We start from the raw sequence: 21,480 nt of genomic DNA on the forward strand, positions 1-21,480 counted from the left end.
CCAAAAACGGGGACCACCATGACCTTCTCCGCACTGCGACGTCATTTCCTGCTTGCCAGCCTGACCCTCACCCTCGGCGCCGGCCTGTTCGGCCAGGCCCAGGCCGCCGACGACCTTCTCGCGCAGATCAAGGAGAAGGGCCAGGTTCGCATTGGCCTGGAAGGTACCTACCCGCCCTTCAGCTTCCAGGATGAAAACGGCAAGCTCGCCGGTTTCGAAGTGGACTTCTCCGAGCTGATCGCCAAGGAACTGGGCGCCACCGCCAAACTGCAACCGACCAAATGGGACGGCATTCTCGCTGCGCTGGAATCCAAGCGCCTGGACCTGGTGATCAACCAGGTGACCATCTCCGAGGAGCGCAAGAAGAAGTACGATTTCTCTGACGCGTATACCGTTTCGGGCATCCAGGCGCTGGTGCGCAAGGGCGACGAAGGCAAGTACGACACTCCGGAAAAACTCGCCGGCGTGAAGGTCGGCGTGGGCCTGGGCACCAACTACGAACAATGGCTCCGCGAGCACGTACCGCAGGCCGACGTACGCACCTACGAAGACGATCCGACCAAGTTCCAGGACCTGCGTAGCGGTCGCATCGACGTGATCCTGGTGGATCGCCTGGCCGCCTTCGACATGGTCAACAAAACCAAAGGCGCCATGGCCCTGACCGGCGCCCCCTTCGCCCGCCAGGAAGCCGGCATCGCCCTGCGCAAAGGCAACCCGGAGCTGCTCGCGGCGCTGAACAAGGCCATCGCAAAGTTCAGGTCTGACGGCACACTGAAGAAACTCTCGGAGAAATGGTTCCAGGCTGACGTCACCCAATGATCGAGGAAAGCCTCCAGCTTGCGCTGGACTCCGCGCCCTTCCTGCTCAAGGGCGCGGTCTTCACGGTAATCCTCAGTATCGGCGGCATGTTCTTCGGCTTGCTGCTCGGATTCGTACTGGCGCTGATGCGCCTGTACGGATTCACTCCCGTGCGCTGGATCGCGCGCATCTACGTGTCGTTCTTCCGCGGCACGCCATTGCTGGTCCAGCTCTTCATGATCTATTACGGCCTGCCCCAGGCCGGAATCGAACTCGACCCGCTGCCGGCGGCACTGATCGGCTTCTCGCTGAACATGGCTGCCTACGTATGCGAAATCCTGCGAGCCGCCATTGGCTCCATCGACCGCGGCCAATGGGAAGCCGCCGCCAGCATCGGCATGACCCGCGCCGAAACCCTGCGCCGGGTAATCCTGCCGCAAGCTGCGCGTACCGCACTGCCGCCGCTGGGCAACAGCTTCATCTCGCTGGTCAAGGACACCGCACTGGCAGCCACCATCCAGGTGCCTGAACTGTTCCGCCAGGCTCAGCTGATCACCGCGCGCACCTTCGAGGTGTTCACCATGTACCTCGCCGCCGCACTGATCTACTGGATACTCGCCAGCATCCTGTCGCACCTGCAGAACCGCCTGGAAGACCGGGTCAACCGCCACGACCGGGAGCAAGACGCATGATCGAAGTCCGCCAGCTGACCAAGCAGTTCCGCGGCCAGGAGGTGCTCAAGGGCATCGACCTGACCGTCAAGGCCGGCGAAGTGGTCGCGATCATCGGCCCCAGCGGCTCCGGCAAGACCACCCTGCTGCGCTGCCTCAACCTGCTGGAAGCCCCCAACGGCGGGACCATCCAGGTTGGCGACATCCGTATCGACGCCTCTCGCCCGCTCAGCGGACAGCAGGGGCTGATCCGCAAGCTGCGTCAGCACGTGGGCTTCGTCTTCCAGAACTTCAATCTGTTCCCCCACCGCACTGCGCTGGAGAACGTGGTGGAAGGCCCGATCATCGTGAAGAAGGAGCCGCGCGCCCAGGCCATCGAGCGCGCCCGTCAGTTGCTGGCGAAGGTCGGCCTGGCCGGCAAGGAAGACGCCTATCCCAAGCGTCTTTCCGGCGGCCAGCAGCAACGCGTAGCCATCGCGCGCGCGCTCGCCATGCAGCCGGACGTGATCCTTTTCGATGAACCCACCTCGGCGCTGGACCCCGAGCTGGTCGGCGAAGTGCTGGCGACCATTCGCGGCCTGGCCCAGGAAAACCGCACCATGGTCATCGTCACCCACGAAATGAGCTTCGCGCGGGATGTGGCGAACCGGGCGATCTTCATCGACAAAGGCGTGATCGTCGAACAGGGCGATGCCAAGGCGCTCTTCGCCAATCCCAGGGAAGAGCGCACCCGCCAGTTCCTCAGCAAATTCCTCGATGGGGGCGAAAAGCGCGCTCCGGAATAAAATCGAATTAATCGATAAATACACTCCGATATTTGCGCTTTTTTATCGATCTAATGCGAGAGAACATAGTCCTATGAACCGCGCGAACTGGCCCCGACGCCAGCCGCGCCCCACGAGGACTAAGTCATGATCGAACGCAGACCCTTCCAGCAACTCGGCGGCGCCAACCACGGCTGGCTCAACGCCAAGCACCACTTCTCCTTCGCCGAGTACTACGACGCCGAGCGCATGGACTGGGGCAACCTCCGCGTCTGGAACGATGACGAAATCGCCGCGGGCACTGGCTTCCCGCCGCACCCGCACCGTGAGATGGAAATCATCACCTATGTCCGCCAGGGCGCGATCACCCACCAGGACAGCCTGGGCAACAAGGGCCGTACCGAAGCGGGCGACGTGCAGGTGATGAGCGCTGGCTCAGGCATCGTACACTCCGAGTACAACCTGGAGAAGGATGTCACCAAGATCTTCCAGATCTGGATCATCCCCTCGGTACGTGGCGGCACGCCGTCCTGGGGCGCCAAACCCTTCCCGAAGGGCGACCGCGCCGGCCGTTTCGTGACGCTCGCCAGCGGCTATGAAAACGACATCGATGCCCTGCGCATCCGCGCCGAAGGGCGCATGGTCGCAGCGACCTTGAAGGCCGGCCAAAGTGCCGAGTACGAGTTGGGTGGCGAACGTCGCGCGTACCTAGTGCCGGCCACCGGCAAGGTGGAGGTCAACGGCGTCGAGCTGCTGGCCCGCGATGGTGCGGCCATTGCTGACGAAGCGGTGATAAGGGTGACAGCGCTGGAGGACAGCGAGGTGATTCTGGTGGATGTCGCCTGATCGCTCTTGCCGTGAAATGAAAAAGGCACGCCAACAGGCGTGCCTTTTTTTGTGCCGGGCCCTCAGAGGCCGATCGCGTTGACCACGGCAGCGACAAGTATGCCCACCAGGATTCCAGCGGCAATCTCTACACGAGTGTGCCCCATCCGCTCGCGCAATGGCTCGTGGGTGGCGGCTGCCGCCGCCAGCACGTTGATCGCGGCGGCATGCTTGCCGACCTGGCGCCGCAGGCTGTTGGCATCGAGCATGACGATGAAGGCCAAGGTCAGCGCGACACCAAATGCCGGCTGGTCCATTCCCTGCTTGAACGCAATCAGCGCCGCCATGCTGCTGACGATTGCACTGTGGTTACTCGGCAACCCGCCATATCCAATCAAGCCGAATGCCGGTTTGCCAGCCTTGATACTGTTGATCGCGAACTTGCTGCACCCGGCGACCAGCCACGCCAGGATCGGCGTCAATAGATACGACCAGGTGCTCATGCAGGCATCCCCGGCCAGAGCGCCCAGACACAGGTGCCTACCCAGACCACCACGGTCAGCAGCAGTTGCCAGTCGGCCAGCAAGGCATCGGTGGGCGACTCACCGCCATCCAGGGCCTCCACGACATACCAGTAGCGGAACAGGCCGAACAGCACCAGGGGAACGGTAATGACCAGATCCGGTTTAGCCGTCATCACGAACATGCTGTAGAACAACAGCGCGCCGGTGGCGGATATCTCCGCATATCTGTCGACCAGTGAGATCGAATACTTCTCCAGCACCTTGCGTGCGCCCGCTCCGCTCTTGCTCAACTCCTGCCGACGCTTGACCGCTGCCAGGTACAGGGCCAGGCAGAGTGTCGTGACGAACATCCAGGACGAAATAGGGACACTCAGCGCCACGGCGCCAGCGTAAACCCGAAGGACGAATCCGATAGCGATGGTGAAGATATCAACAACTGGCTGGTGTTTGAGGACAAAGGTGTAGGCAAGATTCAGAAGCATGTAGGCCAATATGACGGCCAGGACCTTCGGAAATACAAACCACCCACACACCAGCAGCGCATAGAGACCAAGCAGCAGCGCCATTGCCAATGGTACGGAAACGACGCCGGCAGCGAGTGGACGTGACTTCGACTTCACCGGGTGCAGTCGGTCGCGTTCGATGTCGTGAACATCGTTGATGATGTAGGTTGCCGACGACGCAATACAGAAGAGCAGGACCGCCAAGACTGCGTGACTAACCGCAGTGGAGTTGAGAAACTCGCCGGAAAATACCAGCGGGGCGAAGACAAACCCATTCTTGACCCATTGCTTAGGGCGCATCAGCGTGATCAGGCCTTGCAACTGAGCACCGGCAGTGCGAGTCACCAACGACTCCTGCATAACATCACAATCCTATTATCACTTGTTGATTACTGATGAAACTCGCCTTTATCTACGCAATTCTTGCATTAATCGCTACCGCAGCAAACATCGGTTCACAGGATCTGGTTATCAAAATCTATCCCGGCCCCTATGCCATCCTGCTCTCGATTATCGTCGGTACGGGCGTAGGCCTGGTCATCAAGTACGTGCTGGACAAGCGCTACATCTTCCGTTTCCGCGCCCGCAATGCCGCGCACGACGGCCAGACTTTCCTGCTCTATACCGTCATGGGCCTACTGACCACCGTGATCTTCTGGGGCTTCGAGTTCGCCTTCCAGCACATCTTCCAATCCGACGGTATGCGCTATCTCGGCGGCGTGATCGGCCTGGCCATTGGCTACGTCACCAAGTACCACCTGGACAAGCGTTATGTATTTCGCACGGAGGCTGCATGAGACCCATCAATTCCTGGGGCAGGCTGGACGCGCCTCTTCATGAGGTCATTCCGTTGTCCGCGCGCGAACGCGTCGTCAGCGACCTTCAACGCAGCCAACTGCCAGGCCTGGCGCACGGGATGGGGCGTAGCTATGGCGACGTCTGCCTGAACCCCAATGGCACCCTATGGACCACCACTGGAATGGATCACCTGCTGCGCTTCGATGAGCAAAGCGGTCGCCTGACCTGCGAAGCCGGCGTACTCCTGCGCGATATCCAGCGCCTGATGGTGCCGCGCGGCTGGATGCTTCCCGTCACCCCCGGCACCCAGCTCGTGACCGTGGGCGGAGCCATCGCCAACGACGTGCATGGCAAGAACCATCATGTCTGTGGCTCATTCGGCGATCACGTAAAACACCTGACACTGGCGCGAACAGACGGCACGCTGATCGAGTGCGGCCCGGAACATCACCCCGACTGGTTCGCCGCCACGGTCGGCGGCATGGGGCTCACCGGGGTAATCGTCGCAGCCGAACTGCAATTGCGGAAGGTAGCGAGCCCCTGGCTGGACACCGAGACGATTCCGTACGCCAACCTGGATGAATTCTTCGCCCTGGCCGACGGATCGGAGGCCAATTGGGAGCAGACCGTTTCCTGGATCGACTGCCTTTCCGGCAGCAGCAGCCGGGGCATCTTCATGCGGGCCAACCCTGCCGAAACGGGCCCTGCAACCGCCCCCAAGGGGCGCAGGATGAGCATCCCCTTCGTACCCCCGGTGTCGCTGGTAAACGGCCTCTCGCTGCGTCCCTTCAACGCCGCGTATTTCTACCTGAATCAGCGGCGCGCAGGGCGCAGCATCGCCCACTACGAACCCTTCTCCTATCCACTGGACAATGTGCTCGAGTGGAATCGGATGTACGGCCCGAAAGGCTTCTACCAGTACCAGAGCGTGGTACCACGAGCTGTCGGCCGGGATGCCGTCCAGGCGATGCTGCAAGCCATCGCATCAGCGGGGGAAGGATCCTTCCTCGCCGTGCTGAAGACCTTCGGTAATCGCCATTCACTGGGAATGCTCGGCTTTCCACAGCCCGGAGTGACGCTGGCACTGGACTTCCCGAATCGCGGCGAGCGAACGCTGGGGCTACTGCGGCGCCTGGATGCCATCGTGGCGGAAGCAGGCGGCCGTCTGTACGCCGCGAAGGATGCGCGCATGCCTCGCGAGCTGTTCCTGTCCGGCTATCCCCGGCTGACCGAATTCAACGCATTCCGCGATCCGGGCATCAGCTCCGGACTCTCTCGCCGTCTACTAGGAAGCTGACGTGAACAAGAAACGCATCATCATCATCGGCGCCACCTCCTCCATCGCCGAGCACTGCGCTCGACTCTGGGCGCAGAGACAAGAGGTCGAGATGACATTGGTGGGACGCAACCAGGAACACCTGGAACGCATTGCGACCGACCTCCGGGTCCGCAGTCCCAACAGCGGCATCCACTGCCTGACCACGGATTTTCTGGAACCCGAAGCCATCCAGGGTACCGTCAATGCATTGCTGGCAGGCGGAGCGGCAGACATCGTTCTGATCGCCCACGGCTCCCTTCCCGATCAGGCCAGTTGCCAGGGCGATCTGCAAACCGCACGGCAGGCGCTCGAAATCAACGGGATTTCCCCCGTACTGTTTGCCGAGGCGTTTGCCAACCACATGGAACGCAGCGGCAAAGGCTCACTGGTCCTGATCGGCTCCGTCGCAGGCGATCGCGGGCGCAAGTCCAACTATGTCTATGGCGCAGCCAAAGGCCTGGTCGATCGTTACGCAGAAGGCTTGCAGCATCGACTCGCCGGCAGCGCAGTGCGGGTTACCCTGGTCAAACCCGGCCCCACCGACACCCCCATGACCGCCCACCTGAAAGGAGACGGCGCCAAGCTCGCTCCGGTAGCGGATGTTGCCAGCGACATCGTTCAGGCCACCGACAAGGGCGTCCCCACCCTCTACACCCCGCGCAAATGGCAACTGATCATGTGTGTAATCCGCCACATGCCGGCCATGATCTTCAACAAGCTCAACATCTGACGTGCATTGCCCCACCGCCATGGTGGGGCCCGCCACGCTCAGCGCTTACGGCAAAGACTCATCCCATCCCCAATCGGCACCAGGGAATAATCGACCCGTGCGTCGTCCTTCAATGCGCGATTGAGTTGCTGGATCGCGCGGGTGTCCGGGCTTGCCGAATCCGCTTCCAGCACCCGCCCACTCCAAAGCACGTTATCGAAGACCACCAGCCCACCTTCGCGTAGCAAGGCCAGGGCATGCTCCAGATAGACGGGATAGTTGGCCTTGTCGGCATCGATGAAGACCAGGTCGAAGCTGCCTTGCTGATCGCCAGCCCTCAGGGCTTCCAGTGTGGCCAGCGCAGGCCCCAGGCGCAGCTCGATGCGTGAATCGACGCCCGCGTCATGCCAGTAGCTGCGCGCGATGTCGTTGTATTCGCCCGGCAGGTCACAACAGAGAAGATGGCCGCCCTCGGGCAATGCTTCTGCCATACACAAGGCGCTGTAGCCAGTGAACGTGCCGATTTCGAGGATACGTCTGGCGCCAGTCAGCTTCACCAGTAAGGCGAGGAACTGCCCCTGCTCCGGCGCGACCTGCCACCGGGACATCGGCAGATTGGCCGTCTCGGCCCTAAGTCGCGCCTTCAGCGGCGTGTCGCGCAGGGAGACATCAAGGAGATAGTGGTAGAGCGCGTCGTCGAGATTCAGCGTACGGGTGGTCATCAGCCCTCCTGACAATCAGGGATGCAGGGCGAGACTCTGTACGGCAAGGACGCGCTTGGCTTCCAGGAAAGTCTTCTGCCAGTAGGCGCTGTCGAGGCTGTCCAGGCGTACGGTCCCGCCCGTTCTGGGCGCGTGAACGAAGCGCCCTTCCCCGACATAGATACCCGCATGACTGACGCCACGTCCACCATTGGTGGCGAAGAACACCAGGTCCCCGCTCTGCAGGGACTCACGACCCACCGTCGGCGCGCGCATGGTGATCATCTCGCGCGTGGAGCGCGGCAGGAGGAGGCCGGTGGCATCGCGATACACATAGCCGATCAGGCCGCTGCAATCGAAACCACCATCAGGCGTATTGCCGCCCCAGCGATAGGGCGTACCGACCAGGCCGATGGCACGGATCAGGACGTCATCGGCAGCCTGGGTGTTGTAGACGGGAGCAACCGTCGCGCGGACCACGGGCGGCGGCGCAGGCGGAGTACGACTGGCACAGGCGGCCAGGGAGGCGAGTACAGCGAGGAGGATGATGCGCTGAAAAACGAGCATGTGATGGCATCCCGTCAAGGAGTGCCATCACTTTGTACCAACAGTGAGTTAAGCGCAATACTTAAAGTAAAACTTTAAGTTCAGCGAGTCACCGTCTTCGGCTCGTAGCCCGGCTCGAGTACGCGCTTGGCTTCCATGTAGCTCAAGCGCCAGTAGCTCTCGTCCAGACTATCCACCCGTACTCCACCGCCACGGCGGCTTGCCGAATGGATGAACTGGCCGTCACCGATATAGATGCCAGCGTGGCTAACCCGACCGCGACCACGGTTGTTGAAGAAGATCAGGTCGCCCGGCTGCAGGTCTTCTTTCGAGACCAGCGGGACATCCATATTGATCATCTCCCGCGTGGAGCGCGGTAGGCTGATGCCTGCTTCTTCGCGGAACAGATAGCCCACGAAGCCGCTGCAATCGAAGCCGGTCCGCTCCGACTTCCCACCAAAGCGGTACGGAGTACCGATCAGCGAGAACGCGCGGTCCAGAATGTCGGATATATGGGCAGTCGAACTGCCGTTATCGTTTTTGGCCCCCTCGTCCTGCGACTCAATCGCCAATGTCGACCTGTGTTGGTCAATCTGAATTGCCGCTCGAGTGGCAGGCGCTGAAGCGACCTGGTTCGGCTGCGATTCCGGCGAATGGCTGGCACAAGCTGCCAGCAGCAGAACGAAACTCATGGGCACGAGGGGTGCTAAGCGTTTAAGCATGGGCACGACCGTGTCTCATTAGTTCCATTTATTAGCGGGCTAATTTGCCCGCTCAATGGGGGTAATGCAAGTTTTTTATCGCGGAATGTGACTCAGCAGGCGCGGCATAATGTCTAAGGCTCGACCCACCATTCTTTCTTCGACCACCGAACTCAGGTCGGTAAGCCCCGGATTCACCTCCGCGGTGAAGCCTCCCGCGGCCCGCGTGCGCAGCACCGGCTCGATGATATAGGGGAAGCTCGCGGTGGTCCCCACCAGCAAGACGGCATCGAATCCCTTGCGCAATTCGGCGTAGAGCGTGTCGATCGCCGCCTCCGGCAACATCTCCTCGAACAGCACCACGGGCGGGCGCAATACACCCGCGCAGCGCGCGCAGGTTGGCGGCAGCGGACCAGCCAGGTGCTGCGCCAGATCGGCGTTCTCCTGGCCGCAGGATTGGCAGTACAGCGGCGCCAGCTCACCATGGATCTCGATCAACCGCTCCGGTGGCGAACCCGCGCGACGATGGAAGCCATCGATGTTCTGCGTCAGCACCCAGCACTGGGGTTTGAGCCGCTGCAGCTCGGCGATGGCTTCATGGCCGGCGTTGGGTTGTGCCGCGAGACAAGCCTGGCCCAGTTCGGCCAGGTACTTCCAGCAGAGCGCCGGATCATCGCGCAGCATGGGGCCGGACAAGGCCGCCTCAATGGGCAAGCCTTCCGCCGTCCTGCCGTTATAGAGACCGCCCAGACCACGATAGGTAGGCATACCGGAGTCCGCGGAAACGCCAGCGCCGGTAATCACCAGGATGCGTTCGGCGCGGGCCAGTGCCGCGCCGGTGCGTTCGATCGCCGGATCCATGCGCCCTCCTCCGCAGCTGGGCTGCGTGTCAGTGATTGACCGTGAACGCCAACATCATCGATATATGGCACAAGGGACGGCCACTCTGCTCCTGCCAGGCGTTGAAGGCAGCCTGAACCAGCGCCAGGTCTTTCTGGCTGGTCGGCGCCTTGTCGACGATGTCCTGGGCCTTGAGGGCGGCCACCACGTCGTCGCCAAGCACGAAGGTATCCTTGCCGGCCATGCGCAGAAAGCGCGGTGCGGACATGCCGCCCAACTGAGTGCCGCGCTTCGCCAGCAGCTTCCAGAGCCCGACGATATCGGTGGACGGCCAGCCTGCCAGAAGCTTGCCGAAGCTACCGTACTCACGAGCGAAATCGAGAACCATCTGGGCGTTGCGCGGCACGCTCTTGAGCTTACCCAGGTGCCGAATCAGCCGCGTATCCTGCATCAGGTTTTCCAGGCGCTCGCCGCCCATCAGCACGACCTTCTCCGGATCGAAGCCGAAGAAGACCTCCTCGAAGGCTGGCCACTTGGCGTCCACGAGACTGTGCTTCAGACCTGCGCGAAAAATGCGCAGGCTGATCAGTGACAGATAGCGATCATCACCCACCGCCGCCAGCTCGGCCGGCGACTTTGCCTGTGGCAGACGGGCCTCCAGGGCTTCGACCGAGCCAAAGCGGTTCAGACAGTATTCGTGCAGCCACTGGTAATCGCGCATCAGGCGTCCTTGCGGGCGTTTACAGATTCATCACATCGAGGAAGCGCGGCGTAGCGGCCTCGTCGATGCGCAGGCTAGTGAAGTCGAACAGGTTACGGTCGGCGAGCTGCGACGGCACCACATTCTGCAGCGCACGGAACATGATCTCGGTGCGGCCCGGCGACTTGCGCTCCCAGTCCAGCAGCATTTCCTTGACCACCTGGCGCTGCAGGTTCTCCTGCGAGCCACACAGGTTGCACGGGATGATCGGGAACTCCTTGAGCACCGAGTACGCCTCGATGTCCTTCTCGTTGCAGTAGGCCAGCGGACGGATCACCACGTTACGGCCGTCGTCGGACAGCAGCTTGGGCGGCATGGCCTTGAGGGTGCCGCCGTAGAACATATTAAGGAAGAAGGTCTCCAGGATGTCGTCGCGGTGATGCCCCAGCGCCATCTTGGTCGCGCCGATCTCGTCGGCGTAGGTATAGAGAGTGCCGCGGCGCAGGCGCGAGCAAAGCGAGCAGGTGGTCTTGCCCTCGGGGATCTTCTCCTTCACCACCGAGTAAGTGTCCTTCTCGATGATGTGGTACTGCACGCCGATGGACTCCAAGTACGCCGGCAGCACGTGCTCGGGGAAACCGGGCTGCTTCTGGTCCATGTTCACCGCAACGATCTCGAACTGGATCGGCGCCACCTTCTGCAGATAAAGCAGGATATCCAGCAGGGTGTAGCTGTCCTTGCCGCCCGATAGGCAGACCATGACCTTGTCACCGTCCTCGATCATGTTGAAGTCGGTGACCGCTTCGCCGACCTGGCGGCGCAGGCGTTTCTGCAGCTTGTTCTGGTTGACCGAAAGAGTGCTGGCCATGGTGCTCTGGAATCCGGGGGCAAGACGAAAAGCTGGCCATTTTACGCGCAATCGCCAAACCCGGACAGCGACTTGATCCAAGCCGATTCCTACAGACGCTAAAGACACTTCTGGACAGGGAAATGGCGTAATCGATATCGCCAGGTCGGCGCATCCCTGCATGAGCAGATTTCAGCTGAGTGGGGAGGATGCCAATCGAGTGTAAAAGCACGTCGACAGCCTGCCCTCCCCCCCGCGCAGCAGCCGGAAAAATCCGCGAAAAAATGGCCTGAACATCAGAGTTTTCGGGCCTTCCGCCACAGATAAAGAGCCGACTCGCAGTCAGGCACGGGCCGATTCACACAGACAAAAATGTCACTCAAATCGGGTAGCAGAACATTCTGACCATGGTAGAGGGGTTCGCCGACAGAGTTAAAAGCGCTCATTCAGCACAATTCGCATTGTCGCTAGCCCACTTTCGGCAGCGCTCAATGCCACGGGGACATGGATGTGGCTTGTATCCGTCAGGCGGGCTCCCCAACTGCCTAGCATCGCTGAGAAAATCAAATGAAAAAGCTGCTCATTGCTGCCCTCCTGTCCACCGCTTCCGTTGGCGCCTTCGCCTCCGACGCACAAGTCAACTTCGACGGTGAAGTGGGCGACGATACCTGCCTGATCAACGGCTCGAGCTCCCTCTCCATCATCGACGTAACCCTGGCCAAGATCAGCAAAAGCGCCCTGAAAAACGTAGGTGACTGGGCTCAGAACACTCCGTTCTCCCTGGAGCTGACCAACTGCACCGCAGCCAGCACCACCGTTCGCTGGGAACCCTTCATCAACGTCGACGCCACCACTGGCGCCCTGATCAACCAGGAAGTCGGCGGCTCCAACGCCCAGATCCGCGTTCTGGACGCTGCGTACAACCCGATCAACATGAACAACGACCTGGGCATCACCTTCACCGGCGCCTCGAAAACCCTGAACTACTTCGCGCAGTACTACGCCAAGGTCGTTCCGGTCACTACCGGCCTGGTCAAGACCTACGGTCTGGTAACCCTGACCTACTAATCGTAGGGCGGCTCTTCGGGCCGCATTTAGGGTAACTGCACTACCCGCCAGGGGGCATGCCCCCTGGCGGTCTCACTGTAAAGGTTGGTGTGTTATGACAGCGTTTTCCTCCAAATCCATCTGGGTCGCCGGCTTTCTGAGTATCGCGACCGTTTGGTCGAGCCTCGCCAGTGCAGGCATCGTCATCTCGGGCTCTCGCGTGGTGTACCCCGCCAAGGATAGGGAAGTAACGGTCAAGATGACCAACCGCTCGAGCCAGCCCGCCCTGGTTCAGGCCTGGGTAGACAAAGGCAATGCTGACCTGACTCCGGACAAAGCCGACGGGCCGTTCCTGATCACTCCCCCCATCACCCGTGTTGAGGCCAACAAAGGGCAGGCGCTGCGCCTGGTCTACACCGGTGATGCCGCTGCTTCCCAGAAGCAGGAAACAGTTTTCTGGCTGAACGTGCTCGACGTTCCGCCCATGCCGAAAGACAAGGACTCGAATTTCATGCAGGTCGCCGTTCGGTCGCGCCTGAAGATTTTCTACCGCCCCGAGGGCCTGGTGGGCACTCCCTCCGATGCAGCCCAGGGGCTGAAGTGGTCGTTTGTCCAGTCCGGCTCCAACTATGCACTGCGCGCCAAGAACGACGGTGTCTACCACGTCTCCCTGTCCACTGTATCCGTCACCACCAATGGCAAGATTTTCAAGGTCAAGCCTGAGGACATGAAGATGGTCGCTCCCGGCGGCAGCGTGGATCTACCCGTGCAGAGCTTGAACGCTCCGCCCGGCCCAGGCACCCAGGTGGATTTCGAATGGGTGAATGACTGGGGTTCGGCACAGAAGCTGGAAGCCAAGCTCTAGCCCCATCGCCAGCCGAGCCCATCGCTCGGCTGGCTGCTCTAGCTAGCTCAAACACCTGACATTTTTCACCCCGCCATCGGCGGGGTGTGGATCAGCTCGTCCGCGCAAAGGCGGAAACTCAGAGATTACGATCATGGAAAGCAAGCAAGGATTTCTTCCCCATCAGCGTACCCTCCTCGCGTCTGCCGTTGCCAAGACCCAGGCAAGCATCCCGGACGCCATGGGGCTCTGCCTGTTGTACGGAACCTTGCTTACCCTGGGCGCAGGTTCCGCGATTGCAGCGGATGCACCCGCAACCGGCAAGCGCGACACCGACTCGCTGGAAGTCGCCGAATTCAACCCGAGCTTCTTCGACCATGGCGGCAGCGTGCCCACCGTGGACGTCAAGCGCTTCGAGCAAGGGACGCCGGTCGAGCCGGGCCTCTATCGCCTGGACGTCTACGTCAATGATTCCTGGGTCGGCCGCATGCCGATTCGCGCCGTGGCCAAAGGCAAGGACGAGCCGGCAAGTTACTGCATCAAGGCCTCGCAGTTCGCCGAAATGGGCGTGGACGTCACCAAGCTGCCACCCGCGAACCAGATGCTCGTGGTGGGAGACTGCGTCAGCGTGAGGGCCGCCGTCCCCGACGGTACGTTGAGCGTCGACCTCTCCGACCTCACCGCCCACGTGTCCATCCCGCAGGCTTACCTGGGCCGCAAGGTGCAGGGTTACGTCGATCCGGCAGACTGGGACAGCGGCGTGACCGCGGGCTTCGTCATGTACGACGCCAACGCCTACGACAATGATTACAACGGTTCCAACACCACCAACTACTACGCCGGCCTCAATGCCGGCCTCAACGTGGGTGAATGGCGCCTGCGCCACAATGGCAACTACAACCGTAGCGAAGGCGACGGCTCCAAGACGCAGAGCAAGTACACCTCCATCAGCAGCTATGCGCAGCGCGATATCACCAACCTGAAGTCGCAGCTCACCGCCGGCCAGTACTACACCGATAGCGCGGTGTTCGACTCGGTGCCCTATACCGGTGTCCAACTCGCCAGTGACGACCGCATGCTGCCGGACTCGCAACGCGGCTTCGCGCCGGTGATCCGCGGCGTGGCCGACACCAACGCCAAGGTCCGGGTCAAGCAGGGCCAGAATATTCTCTATGAAACCACCGTGGCCCCCGGTCCGTTCGAGATCAACGACCTCTACAACACGGGCTACGCAGGCGACCTGACGGTGGAAATCACCGAGGCCGACGGCCGGGTGAAATCCTTCCTGGTGCCCTACGCCTCGATCAACCAGCTGGTCCGCCCCGGTGTCACCCGCTACAGCCTCACCGCCGGCAAATACCGCAACGATCAGTTGGACCGCGAGCCGAACTTCGCCCAGGGCACTTACCAGTACGGCGTCAACAACTACATGACCGCCTACACCGGCGGCATCGTGGCCGAGGACTACATCTCCGGCCAGGCCGGTCTCGCCTTCAGTACGCCCTTCGGCGCGCTCGCGTCCGACGTGACCCAGTCCAGTGCCAAGAACCTGGACGACCACCAGTACGGCGTGAAGAGCAGCATGAATGGCCAGAGCTACCGCGTGACCTACAGCAAACTGCTGCAGGCCACCGGTACCAACATGACCATCGCCGCCTACCGCTTCAACAGTGAGGGCTACCTGAGCTTCACGGACTTCGCCCAGGCGTGGGGTACCCGCAACGACAGCACCAACGATTACAGCGGCTATCGCCAGCGCAACCGTTACCAGCTCTCGGTCAACCAGCCGATCGGCCAGCGCAGCAGCCTGTACTTCACGGGCTCCAAGCAGAACTACTGGAACAGGAGCAGCGGCGACTCGAGCTTCCAGGCCGGTTTCAACACTGGCTTCAACTGGGGCAGCATCGCCATCGGCGCTTCGCGTACCCGCAACCAGAACGGCGACTTCGAAAACGCCTACATGCTCAACGTGAACGTGCCTATCGGCATGGAGAGAAAGCATCCGCTGATGTTGTCGCACAACGTCAACTTCACCAACGGCAAGAACAACACCATCCAGACCACGCTCAGTGGCACCTCGGGCGATAACAACGAGCTCTCCTACAGCGTTTACGGCAGCGGCAACAAGAACGACGGCGACCGTCAGTTCAGCGGTGGCGGCAACGTCAACTACAGCCTGCCGCAAACCATGCTCAACGCGAACTTCAGCAACGGCCAGGACTACAAGCAGATAGGCGTCGGCGCGCGCGGCTCCCTTGTTGCCCACGCCGGTGGCATCAACTTCTCGCAGAACCAGAGCGAGACCATGGCCATTGTCGAAGCCAAGGGCGCCGAAGGCGCGGCGGTGAACAGCAACGTCGGCGCCAAGGTCACCGGCAACGGCTACACCGTGGTCGGCGGCTTGACGCCTTACCGCCAGAACGAAATCACCCTGGACCCGAAGGGAACCTCCAAGGACGTGGAGCTGGAAGTCTCCTCGCAACAGGTCGCTCCGCGATTCGGTGCGGTGGTCCTGCTCAAGTACGACACCGTCATCGGTGCGCCGATCCTGATGCAAGTCTCGCGCAGCGATGGGCAGGCAATTCCGTTGGGTGCCGAAGTGCTCGACGGCAAAGGCAACAGCCTGAGCATGGTCGGCCAGGGCGGCAACGTCTTCCTGCGCGGCCTCCAGCCCAAGGGCGAGCTGATCGTCAAATGGGGCAGTGAATCCGGCCAGAGCTGCCAGGTGAATTACCAGTTGCCAGCCACCGAGGACAAGGGCGCGCCCTTCCTGAAAGCCACTGGCGCTTGCCAGATGATTCTCGGTAAGCCGCAGGTCGCTCAACGCTGATTGGCGTTCAGATGCCTGGCAAAGCAGCTCGCTGCACGGTTCGCGGCGGGCATCAAGGACGAACGGCCAGGACTTGCAGGCAAACGATTCGCCCATGACGTGATCCCGCTCTTAAGGCGTATGGGCAGGTTTGAGGATCACCGGTGTTTCAACAGTGGTGCGAGCTGAGACTCCCGCCCAAATTTCAACATGAAGGACATCACCATGAAAAAGCTCTTAGCTGTCACCCTGCTGTCTTCGGTCGCCTCGGTTGCGATGGCCGCCGGCCCGGACGCCCAGGTCACCATCAACGGCCGCGTCATCGACGGTACCTGCCTGGTCAACGGCCAGGCGGCTCCGGCACAGATCACCGTGACCCTGGATACTGTGCAGCGTACCGCCCTGTCCGCTTTCACTGGCTATGGCACCAAGCCGTTCAGCATCGCCCTCACCAACTGCCCGGCCGCGACCACCACCATGAAGTGGGACCCGGTCACGAACGTGGACACCACAACCGGCACGCTGAAAAACACCATCGTGGGCGGCACCAACGTTAACGTCCGCATCCTCAAGGCTGACGGCACTACGCCCATCAACCTGGTGACCGACCCGGGCGTGAGCTTCACCGGCACCTCCCAAAGCTACAACTTCAACGCCCAGTACTACCCCGTATCGGCGCCGACTGCGGGCGACCTGAAGACTATTGCTCAGCTGTTCCTTACCTATAACTGACCCCCGGTTCAGTTACAGGAAGCCCTCGGATGGATTGATTTCCATCCGGGGCTGCAAGGAACAATCCGATAGGCGATTTAGGCAAGCCCGACATCAGCAATCAGACACGCGATGAATACTTTCCCTTGACGAAAGCTTTATCGAGCGCCGCCCAAATCAACCAGGGCGTCGATTCTGACTTCCATTGCACCCAGGCCATTGGGCCGTGCATCGCCAATCCGTTCTGATTTGCCGATTACTCACCGTTACTTCTGATGCATCTGCCCAGGTAGAGCCGGAGCGAGAAATGAACCACCAGCTATCCCATGCGACCGACACTCATGTTCGTAAGGTGCGCATGTGGCTATTCACGTGTCTACTGGCCTGCCTGTCCTTGCTGTCGAGCCACCAGGCCATGGCGGACATGAACTGCACCGCGGGCTCGGCGGGTTCGACAATGATCAACTTCCCAAGCCCCGTAATAGTCGCGCCAGGCGGGACATATCCACGCCCCATCGGTGGTTGGGTAGCAGTCAGTTCAGGCGCCTGGGCAACCTGCAGCGCAGTCTGGAACTCATCGGGGGCCGCCAGTCAGCGTTGGGGTATAGGGCCCGGCTTAACCCTGCCGACGCTAACTTCGGTGGGAACGGACTCGGAGGGGTTCACCATGTACGCCACCGGATATACCAACGTTGCCGTGGAGATACGCTGGACGTTTACGCCTGATGGTCCATGCCCCACATTTGGCCCTTTCGATATCACGTATTCAAATACGAGCTTTGGATATCCGACCAACTCAACCTATTCACAAACCTATGCTTGCGGAATGGCGGCTACCTCCACCGATCCGACCTGGCCCGCCTACCAGAACCGACCATACGGTTTGAAGGTCGAGATGAGGCTGATGCAACTGGGCGCCATCAGCTCCGGGACCATGACCGGAAGGTCAGTGCTGTCGGCCGGTATGTTCAAGAACACGGTGGCTGGTGATGGGAACCTTTCTGCGGCCCATTTACAGCTAAACGCACAAGTGGGGAGCACTGCCACCTACAGCTTCGGATCGGTGTCGTTCGTTTCCCCCACCTGCACCGTCGGGAACCAGATTGTGAACCTGGACCCGGTGATGAAGAGCGACTTCACCGGCACCGCGACGCCCAAGGACACGCCCTTCCAGTTCACGTTCAACTGCGACGCCGGGATGAACAACGTCCTGTGGTCGCTGAGCCCGCTCAGCACGATCCTCGATGCGAGCAACGGCACCTTCGACAATGGCTATACCGGAGCGGACAAGGCCAACGGCGTCGGGCTGCGCCTGACCAGCAGCCTGGGTAATCCTATAGTCCTGAACAGCGGCAGTTACTCATTGGCGGGTTATAACAACGCCTCGGGCAACACCGCGCTGCCGCTTCCCCTGCGCGTCTCCTACTACCTCAAAGGTAGCCCGGCGGCAGTGACCGGCGGCCAGGTCCAAGGGATCGTCGAGTTGCGGTTGACCTACCAGTGATGCGTACCTGACGCTCGCCTGACAGCCCCCGCTGTTCGGGCGAGCGGAAACCTCTCTGGATGAAAAGGCACCTTCGGGTGCCTTTTCTCGTTCCATGACGCGCGGAGGGAATGCCGGATCAGTCGGCCCTCCCCTCATCACATTCCGCCGTAGTCCGTCTTCACGTGCCCAAGCGCTCCCTGCCGTCCTGCTGGCGGATCGCGCTCGCGTTTCGATGCGCAAGGCGATGTATGCCCGTTCTCCAGATCGAGCTGCTGCTAATCTGACAGCATGACCACCGACCTCGACCCTGGCCTCGATCTCGCCGACCAACTCCTGCAGTTGCTGCGCGAGTCGCCTGACGGAATTTCCGAGTTCCAGCTGATCCAGCAGCTGAAGGCGCGCCATTCCACCCATGTTCCCAACCTGCCGCTGATCGACAAGCTGGTGCTGTTCCGCACGCACTTCCTGGTATTCAACGCGCTGTACCGCTTGCGTGACCGGCTCTGGGCGGACAACGCAGCGCACCTGGAGATAGGGCCACTGCAGATTCGTCTCTCTCCTTATATAAGTGGGGCGCAGGCGCTGGGCGAGCAGGACGCCCTGCGCGTCTACTATCTCGACGAGAAGCATCTGAAGGAAACCACCGAACGCGACGTGGAGAAGCTGCTGGAAAGCTTCTGGACGCGCATGCAGGGGAACGAAGAAAAGGCCGCCGCCCTGGCCCTCTTCGAACTGGAAGACGGCCCGGTGGACTATGCGCTGATCAAGCTGCGCTACCGGCAACTGGTGAGCCAGCATCACCCCGACCGGGGTGGCAGCACCACGCGATTGCAGTCGATCAACAAGGCAATGGAAATTCTGGAGCGCTATTACAGCCGCCCCTGAAACTTCCATTTGCTCTAAACCCTCCGACGACGTGGCATCCCGCCATTCCTATACTGCGTCATAAGGTCGCATTGGTCGGCCGGGCACCGGATGTCGCTGGCTACGCGAATCAGGCGCCTTGCTGGGGGGCGACCTTCTATAAGAAGAGGAGAATGCTGACATGATCCATCATGTGTGGGGGCTCTTCACCCATCCCGATCAGGAATGGCAGGACATCCGTGGCGAGGAAGAATCCATCAGCCACATGTATCTGACCCACGTCCTGATCCTCGCTGCCATCCCGGTCATTTCCGCCTACATCGGCACCACGCAGGTTGGCTGGGTATTGGGCAATGCGGGACCGGTCAAGCTGACCGCCGCCAGCGCGATACAGCTGACCATCATGACTTATATCGCCATGCTCGCCGGCGTCGCCGTGATGGGCGCCTTCATCCACTGGATGGCTCGTACGTACGACGCTTCGCCATCGCTGACCCAATGCATCGTGTTCGCTGCGTACACCGCGACTCCGCTGTTCATCGGCGGGCTGGCGGCGCTCTATCCGCACCTATGGCTGGGCATGATCATCGGCACCGCCGCGATCTGCTACACGGTCTACCTGCTTTACGTCGGCATCCCGACCTTCATGAACATTCCCAAGGATGAAGGGTTCCTGTTCTCCAGCTCGGTGCTGGCGGTGGGACTGGTGGTGCTGGTGGCGATGATGGCCCTGTCGGTCATCCTCTGGGGCAGCGGCGTCGGGCCGGAGTACACCTGATACGCAACGTTGAAACGACTGACCGGGCCCATGTGGCCCGGTTTTCGTTTGGTCGGTGGTTTTTTGTTGGGGGGATTTGGTTGGGGGCTCTTTTGGCCGGCCTGGCGGCCGGATCGCGGACAAGGTCCGCTCCTACAAAAGCATGCGGTTGCCGTGTAGGAGCGGACCTTGTCCGCGAAGGCTGCCTCGCACCGAGGGCCGGAATACGCCTGATACGCAACGTTGAAGCGACAGACCGGGCCTGTGTGGCCCGATTTTCGTTTGTTCGGTGGGTTCTTGTTGGGGGATATTGTGGGGCTCTTTTGGCCGGCCTGGCGGCCGGGTCGCGGATGAGATCCGCTCCTACAAGAGCATGCGGGTGCCGTGTAGGAGCGGACCTTGTCCGCGAAGGCTGCCTCGCACCGAGGGCCGGAATACGCCTGATATGCAACCTTGAAACGATAGACCGGGCCCATGTGGCCTGGTTTTCGTTTGTTCGGTGGGTTCTTGTTGAGGGATTTTGTGGGGGCTCTTTTGGCCGGCCTGGCGGCCGGATCGCGGATGAGATCCGCTCCTACAAAAGCATGCGGTTGCTGTGTAGGAGCGGAGCTTGTCCGCGCAGGCTGCCTCGCACCGAGGGCCGGAATACGCCTGATACGCAACGTTGAAGCGACAGACCGGGCCTGTGTGGCCCGATTTTCGTTTGTTCGGTGGTTTCTTGTGGGGGGATTTTTGCCGGCCTGGCGGCCGGGTCGCGGATGAGATCCGCTCCTACGAAGAGCATGCGGTTGTCGTGAGGGGGCGGTCCTTGTCCGCGAAGGCTGCCTCGCACCGAGGGCCGGAGTACACCTGATACGCAACCTTGAAACGATAGACCGGGCCCATGTGGCCCGGTTTTCGTTTGTTCGGTGGTTTCTTGTTGGGGGATATTGTGGGGGCTCTTTGGGCCGGCCTGGCGGCCGGGTCGCGGATGAGATCCGCTCCTACAAGAGCATGTGGGTGCTGTGTAGGAGCGGACCTTGTCCGCGAAGGCTGACTTGCATCGATGCACAGGTAGATCCTGTAGGAGTGAGCTTGCTTGCTCCTACAGAAAGCGGTGCTTGCCTGAAACTCGCCAGGCTTGCCTGAATCTGCGGGCCGGACGAGCGGGCGCGAGAAATCCTCCACCCACGCTTCGACTGCGGGCATAATCTGGCCCCGTCGGAGAACCACTGTATGCCTGAACAGCTCAACGCTCGCATCGAAGCCTGCTACCAGCAGGCCGAAGTCTTCTTCCAGCGGCGCTTTCCCCGCCCGGAAGTGAGCTTCCGGCTACGCGGCCAGAAGGCCGGCGTCGCCCACCTGGATGAAAACCTGCTGCGTTTCAACCCGCAGTTGTACCGGGAAAACCACGAACACTTCCTGCAGCAGACCGTGGCCCATGAAGTGGCGCACTTGATCGCCCACCAGATGTTCGGTCCGCGCATTCGCCCCCACGGCGAGGAGTGGCAACTGATCATGCGCGGCATCTACGGGCTGCCGCCGGACCGCTGCCACACCTACGAGATCAAGCGCCGCCGCGCCACTCGCTACCTGTATCGCTGCCACTGCGGCGAGGGCAATGAATTCCCCTTCTCATCCCAGCGTCACAACCTGGTCGCCCAGGGTCGCCGCTACTATTGCCGGCGATGCCGCGCGACCCTGGTGTTCACCGGCGAAACCCGCCGCGAGTGATATC

23 protein-coding genes are annotated in these 21,480 nt (G+C 61.3%); 15 read left to right on the plus strand and 8 right to left on the minus strand.

The features are described 5' to 3' along the window. Window positions 1-18 precede the first annotated feature (18 nt). The 4 genes from tcyJ to JVX91_RS26440 all read left to right on the plus strand — a co-directional run bounded on the left by tcyJ (window position 19) and on the right by JVX91_RS26440 (window position 3,079). Entirely contained in the window at window positions 19-819 is an 801-nt protein-coding gene (gene tcyJ / locus JVX91_RS26425) for a cystine ABC transporter substrate-binding protein (RefSeq protein WP_205336996.1), read from the plus strand. Then, window positions 819-1,490 (plus strand): cystine ABC transporter permease, encoded by a 672-nt coding sequence (gene tcyL, locus JVX91_RS26430; RefSeq protein ID WP_205340111.1) that lies wholly within the window; start codon window positions 819-821, stop codon window positions 1,488-1,490. The genes tcyJ and tcyL overlap by 1 nt, the downstream gene beginning before the upstream one ends. Then, window positions 1,487-2,254: an L-cystine ABC transporter ATP-binding protein TcyN gene (gene tcyN, locus JVX91_RS26435; RefSeq protein WP_205336997.1), complete on the plus strand. Its 768-nt coding sequence runs from the start codon at window positions 1,487-1,489 to the stop codon at window positions 2,252-2,254. The genes tcyL and tcyN overlap by 4 nt, the downstream gene beginning before the upstream one ends. 126 nt (window positions 2,255-2,380) lie before the next feature. Then, window positions 2,381-3,079 carry a pirin family protein gene (locus JVX91_RS26440; protein ID WP_205336998.1) on the plus strand — a complete coding sequence of 233 codons (699 nt, stop codon included), beginning with the start codon at window positions 2,381-2,383 and terminating at the stop codon, window positions 3,077-3,079. A gap of 62 nt (window positions 3,080-3,141) precedes the next feature. Here the strand turns inward: JVX91_RS26440 and JVX91_RS26445 are convergent, their stop codons facing one another. Next, entirely contained in the window at window positions 3,142-3,561 is a 420-nt protein-coding gene (locus JVX91_RS26445; protein ID WP_205336999.1) for a divergent PAP2 family protein, read from the minus strand. Next, window positions 3,558-4,430 carry a decaprenyl-phosphate phosphoribosyltransferase gene (locus tag JVX91_RS26450; RefSeq protein WP_240201669.1) on the minus strand — a complete coding sequence of 291 codons (873 nt, stop codon included), beginning with the start codon at window positions 4,428-4,430 and terminating at the stop codon, window positions 3,558-3,560. Before JVX91_RS26450 ends, JVX91_RS26445 begins: the two co-directional genes overlap by 4 nt. A gap of 50 nt (window positions 4,431-4,480) precedes the next feature. Between JVX91_RS26450 and JVX91_RS26455 the strand changes: the two genes are divergently transcribed. The 3 genes from JVX91_RS26455 to JVX91_RS26465 are packed head-to-tail and all read left to right on the plus strand — an operon-like array spanning window position 4,481 to window position 6,931. Next, a complete protein-coding gene (locus JVX91_RS26455; RefSeq protein ID WP_205337001.1) occupies window positions 4,481-4,882 on the plus strand; it encodes a GtrA family protein in 402 nt (133 codons plus the stop codon). Next, window positions 4,879-6,180: an FAD-binding oxidoreductase gene (locus JVX91_RS26460; protein ID WP_205337002.1), complete on the plus strand. Its 1,302-nt coding sequence runs from the start codon at window positions 4,879-4,881 to the stop codon at window positions 6,178-6,180. Before JVX91_RS26455 ends, JVX91_RS26460 begins: the two co-directional genes overlap by 4 nt. Window position 6,181: 1 nt before the next feature. Beyond that, a complete protein-coding gene (locus tag JVX91_RS26465; protein ID WP_205337003.1) occupies window positions 6,182-6,931 on the plus strand; it encodes an SDR family NAD(P)-dependent oxidoreductase in 750 nt (249 codons plus the stop codon). 38 nt (window positions 6,932-6,969) lie between these two features. On the opposite strand, the gene JVX91_RS26470 is transcribed toward JVX91_RS26465, so the two are convergent. The 6 genes from JVX91_RS26470 to ttcA form a co-directional block, all read right to left on the minus strand. After that, entirely contained in the window at window positions 6,970-7,632 is a 663-nt protein-coding gene (locus JVX91_RS26470; RefSeq protein ID WP_205337004.1) for a class I SAM-dependent methyltransferase, read from the minus strand. Window positions 7,633-7,647: 15 nt separating this feature from the next. Beyond that, complete coding sequence (locus JVX91_RS26475) at window positions 7,648-8,178, minus strand: C40 family peptidase (RefSeq protein ID WP_205337005.1); 531 nt, start codon at window positions 8,176-8,178, stop codon at window positions 7,648-7,650. An 80-nt stretch (window positions 8,179-8,258) separates the two neighbouring features. Then, on the minus strand, window positions 8,259-8,885 hold the full coding sequence (locus JVX91_RS26480) for a C40 family peptidase (protein WP_205337006.1): 627 nt from the start codon (window positions 8,883-8,885) through the stop codon (window positions 8,259-8,261). Between the two features lie 69 nt (window positions 8,886-8,954). After that, window positions 8,955-9,719, minus strand: coding sequence for an NAD-dependent deacylase (locus tag JVX91_RS26485; protein ID WP_205337007.1), 765 nt, complete (start codon window positions 9,717-9,719; stop codon window positions 8,955-8,957). A 28-nt stretch (window positions 9,720-9,747) separates the two neighbouring features. Further along, complete coding sequence (locus tag JVX91_RS26490) at window positions 9,748-10,419, minus strand: DNA-3-methyladenine glycosylase I (RefSeq protein ID WP_205337008.1); 672 nt, start codon at window positions 10,417-10,419, stop codon at window positions 9,748-9,750. Between the two features lie 19 nt (window positions 10,420-10,438). Continuing rightward, the gene (ttcA, locus tag JVX91_RS26495) at window positions 10,439-11,266 is read right to left on the minus strand and encodes a tRNA 2-thiocytidine(32) synthetase TtcA (RefSeq protein ID WP_205337009.1); all 828 of its coding nucleotides are present in this window, start codon (window positions 11,264-11,266) and stop codon (window positions 10,439-10,441) included. 546 nt (window positions 11,267-11,812) lie between these two features. Between ttcA and JVX91_RS26500 the strand changes: the two genes are divergently transcribed. From JVX91_RS26500 to JVX91_RS26535, 8 genes are all read left to right on the plus strand, one after another. Further along, window positions 11,813-12,313: a fimbrial protein gene (locus tag JVX91_RS26500; RefSeq protein WP_205337010.1), complete on the plus strand. Its 501-nt coding sequence runs from the start codon at window positions 11,813-11,815 to the stop codon at window positions 12,311-12,313. A 94-nt stretch (window positions 12,314-12,407) separates the two neighbouring features. Further along, complete coding sequence (locus JVX91_RS26505; protein WP_205337011.1) at window positions 12,408-13,157, plus strand: fimbria/pilus periplasmic chaperone; 750 nt, start codon at window positions 12,408-12,410, stop codon at window positions 13,155-13,157. A 133-nt stretch (window positions 13,158-13,290) separates the two neighbouring features. Then, window positions 13,291-15,966, plus strand: coding sequence for a fimbria/pilus outer membrane usher protein (locus tag JVX91_RS26510; protein ID WP_240201670.1), 2,676 nt, complete (start codon window positions 13,291-13,293; stop codon window positions 15,964-15,966). 204 nt (window positions 15,967-16,170) lie between these two features. Continuing rightward, window positions 16,171-16,677: a fimbrial protein gene (locus JVX91_RS26515; RefSeq protein ID WP_205337012.1), complete on the plus strand. Its 507-nt coding sequence runs from the start codon at window positions 16,171-16,173 to the stop codon at window positions 16,675-16,677. Window positions 16,678-17,323: 646 nt separating this feature from the next. Then, the gene (locus tag JVX91_RS26520; RefSeq protein WP_205337013.1) at window positions 17,324-18,160 is read left to right on the plus strand and encodes a fimbrial protein; all 837 of its coding nucleotides are present in this window, start codon (window positions 17,324-17,326) and stop codon (window positions 18,158-18,160) included. 270 nt (window positions 18,161-18,430) lie between these two features. Next, entirely contained in the window at window positions 18,431-19,027 is a 597-nt protein-coding gene (locus tag JVX91_RS26525) for a DNA-J related domain-containing protein (protein WP_205337014.1), read from the plus strand. 160 nt (window positions 19,028-19,187) lie between these two features. Next, window positions 19,188-19,784 (plus strand): Yip1 family protein, encoded by a 597-nt coding sequence (locus JVX91_RS26530; protein ID WP_024764594.1) that lies wholly within the window; start codon window positions 19,188-19,190, stop codon window positions 19,782-19,784. A gap of 1,194 nt (window positions 19,785-20,978) precedes the next feature. Continuing rightward, on the plus strand, window positions 20,979-21,476 hold the full coding sequence (locus JVX91_RS26535) for a SprT family zinc-dependent metalloprotease (RefSeq protein ID WP_205337015.1): 498 nt from the start codon (window positions 20,979-20,981) through the stop codon (window positions 21,474-21,476). The last annotated feature ends 4 nt before the right edge of the window (window positions 21,477-21,480 follow it).

Source organism: Pseudomonas sp. PDNC002 (assembly GCF_016919445.1).
Taxonomy (GTDB): Bacteria; Pseudomonadota; Gammaproteobacteria; order Pseudomonadales; family Pseudomonadaceae; genus Pseudomonas.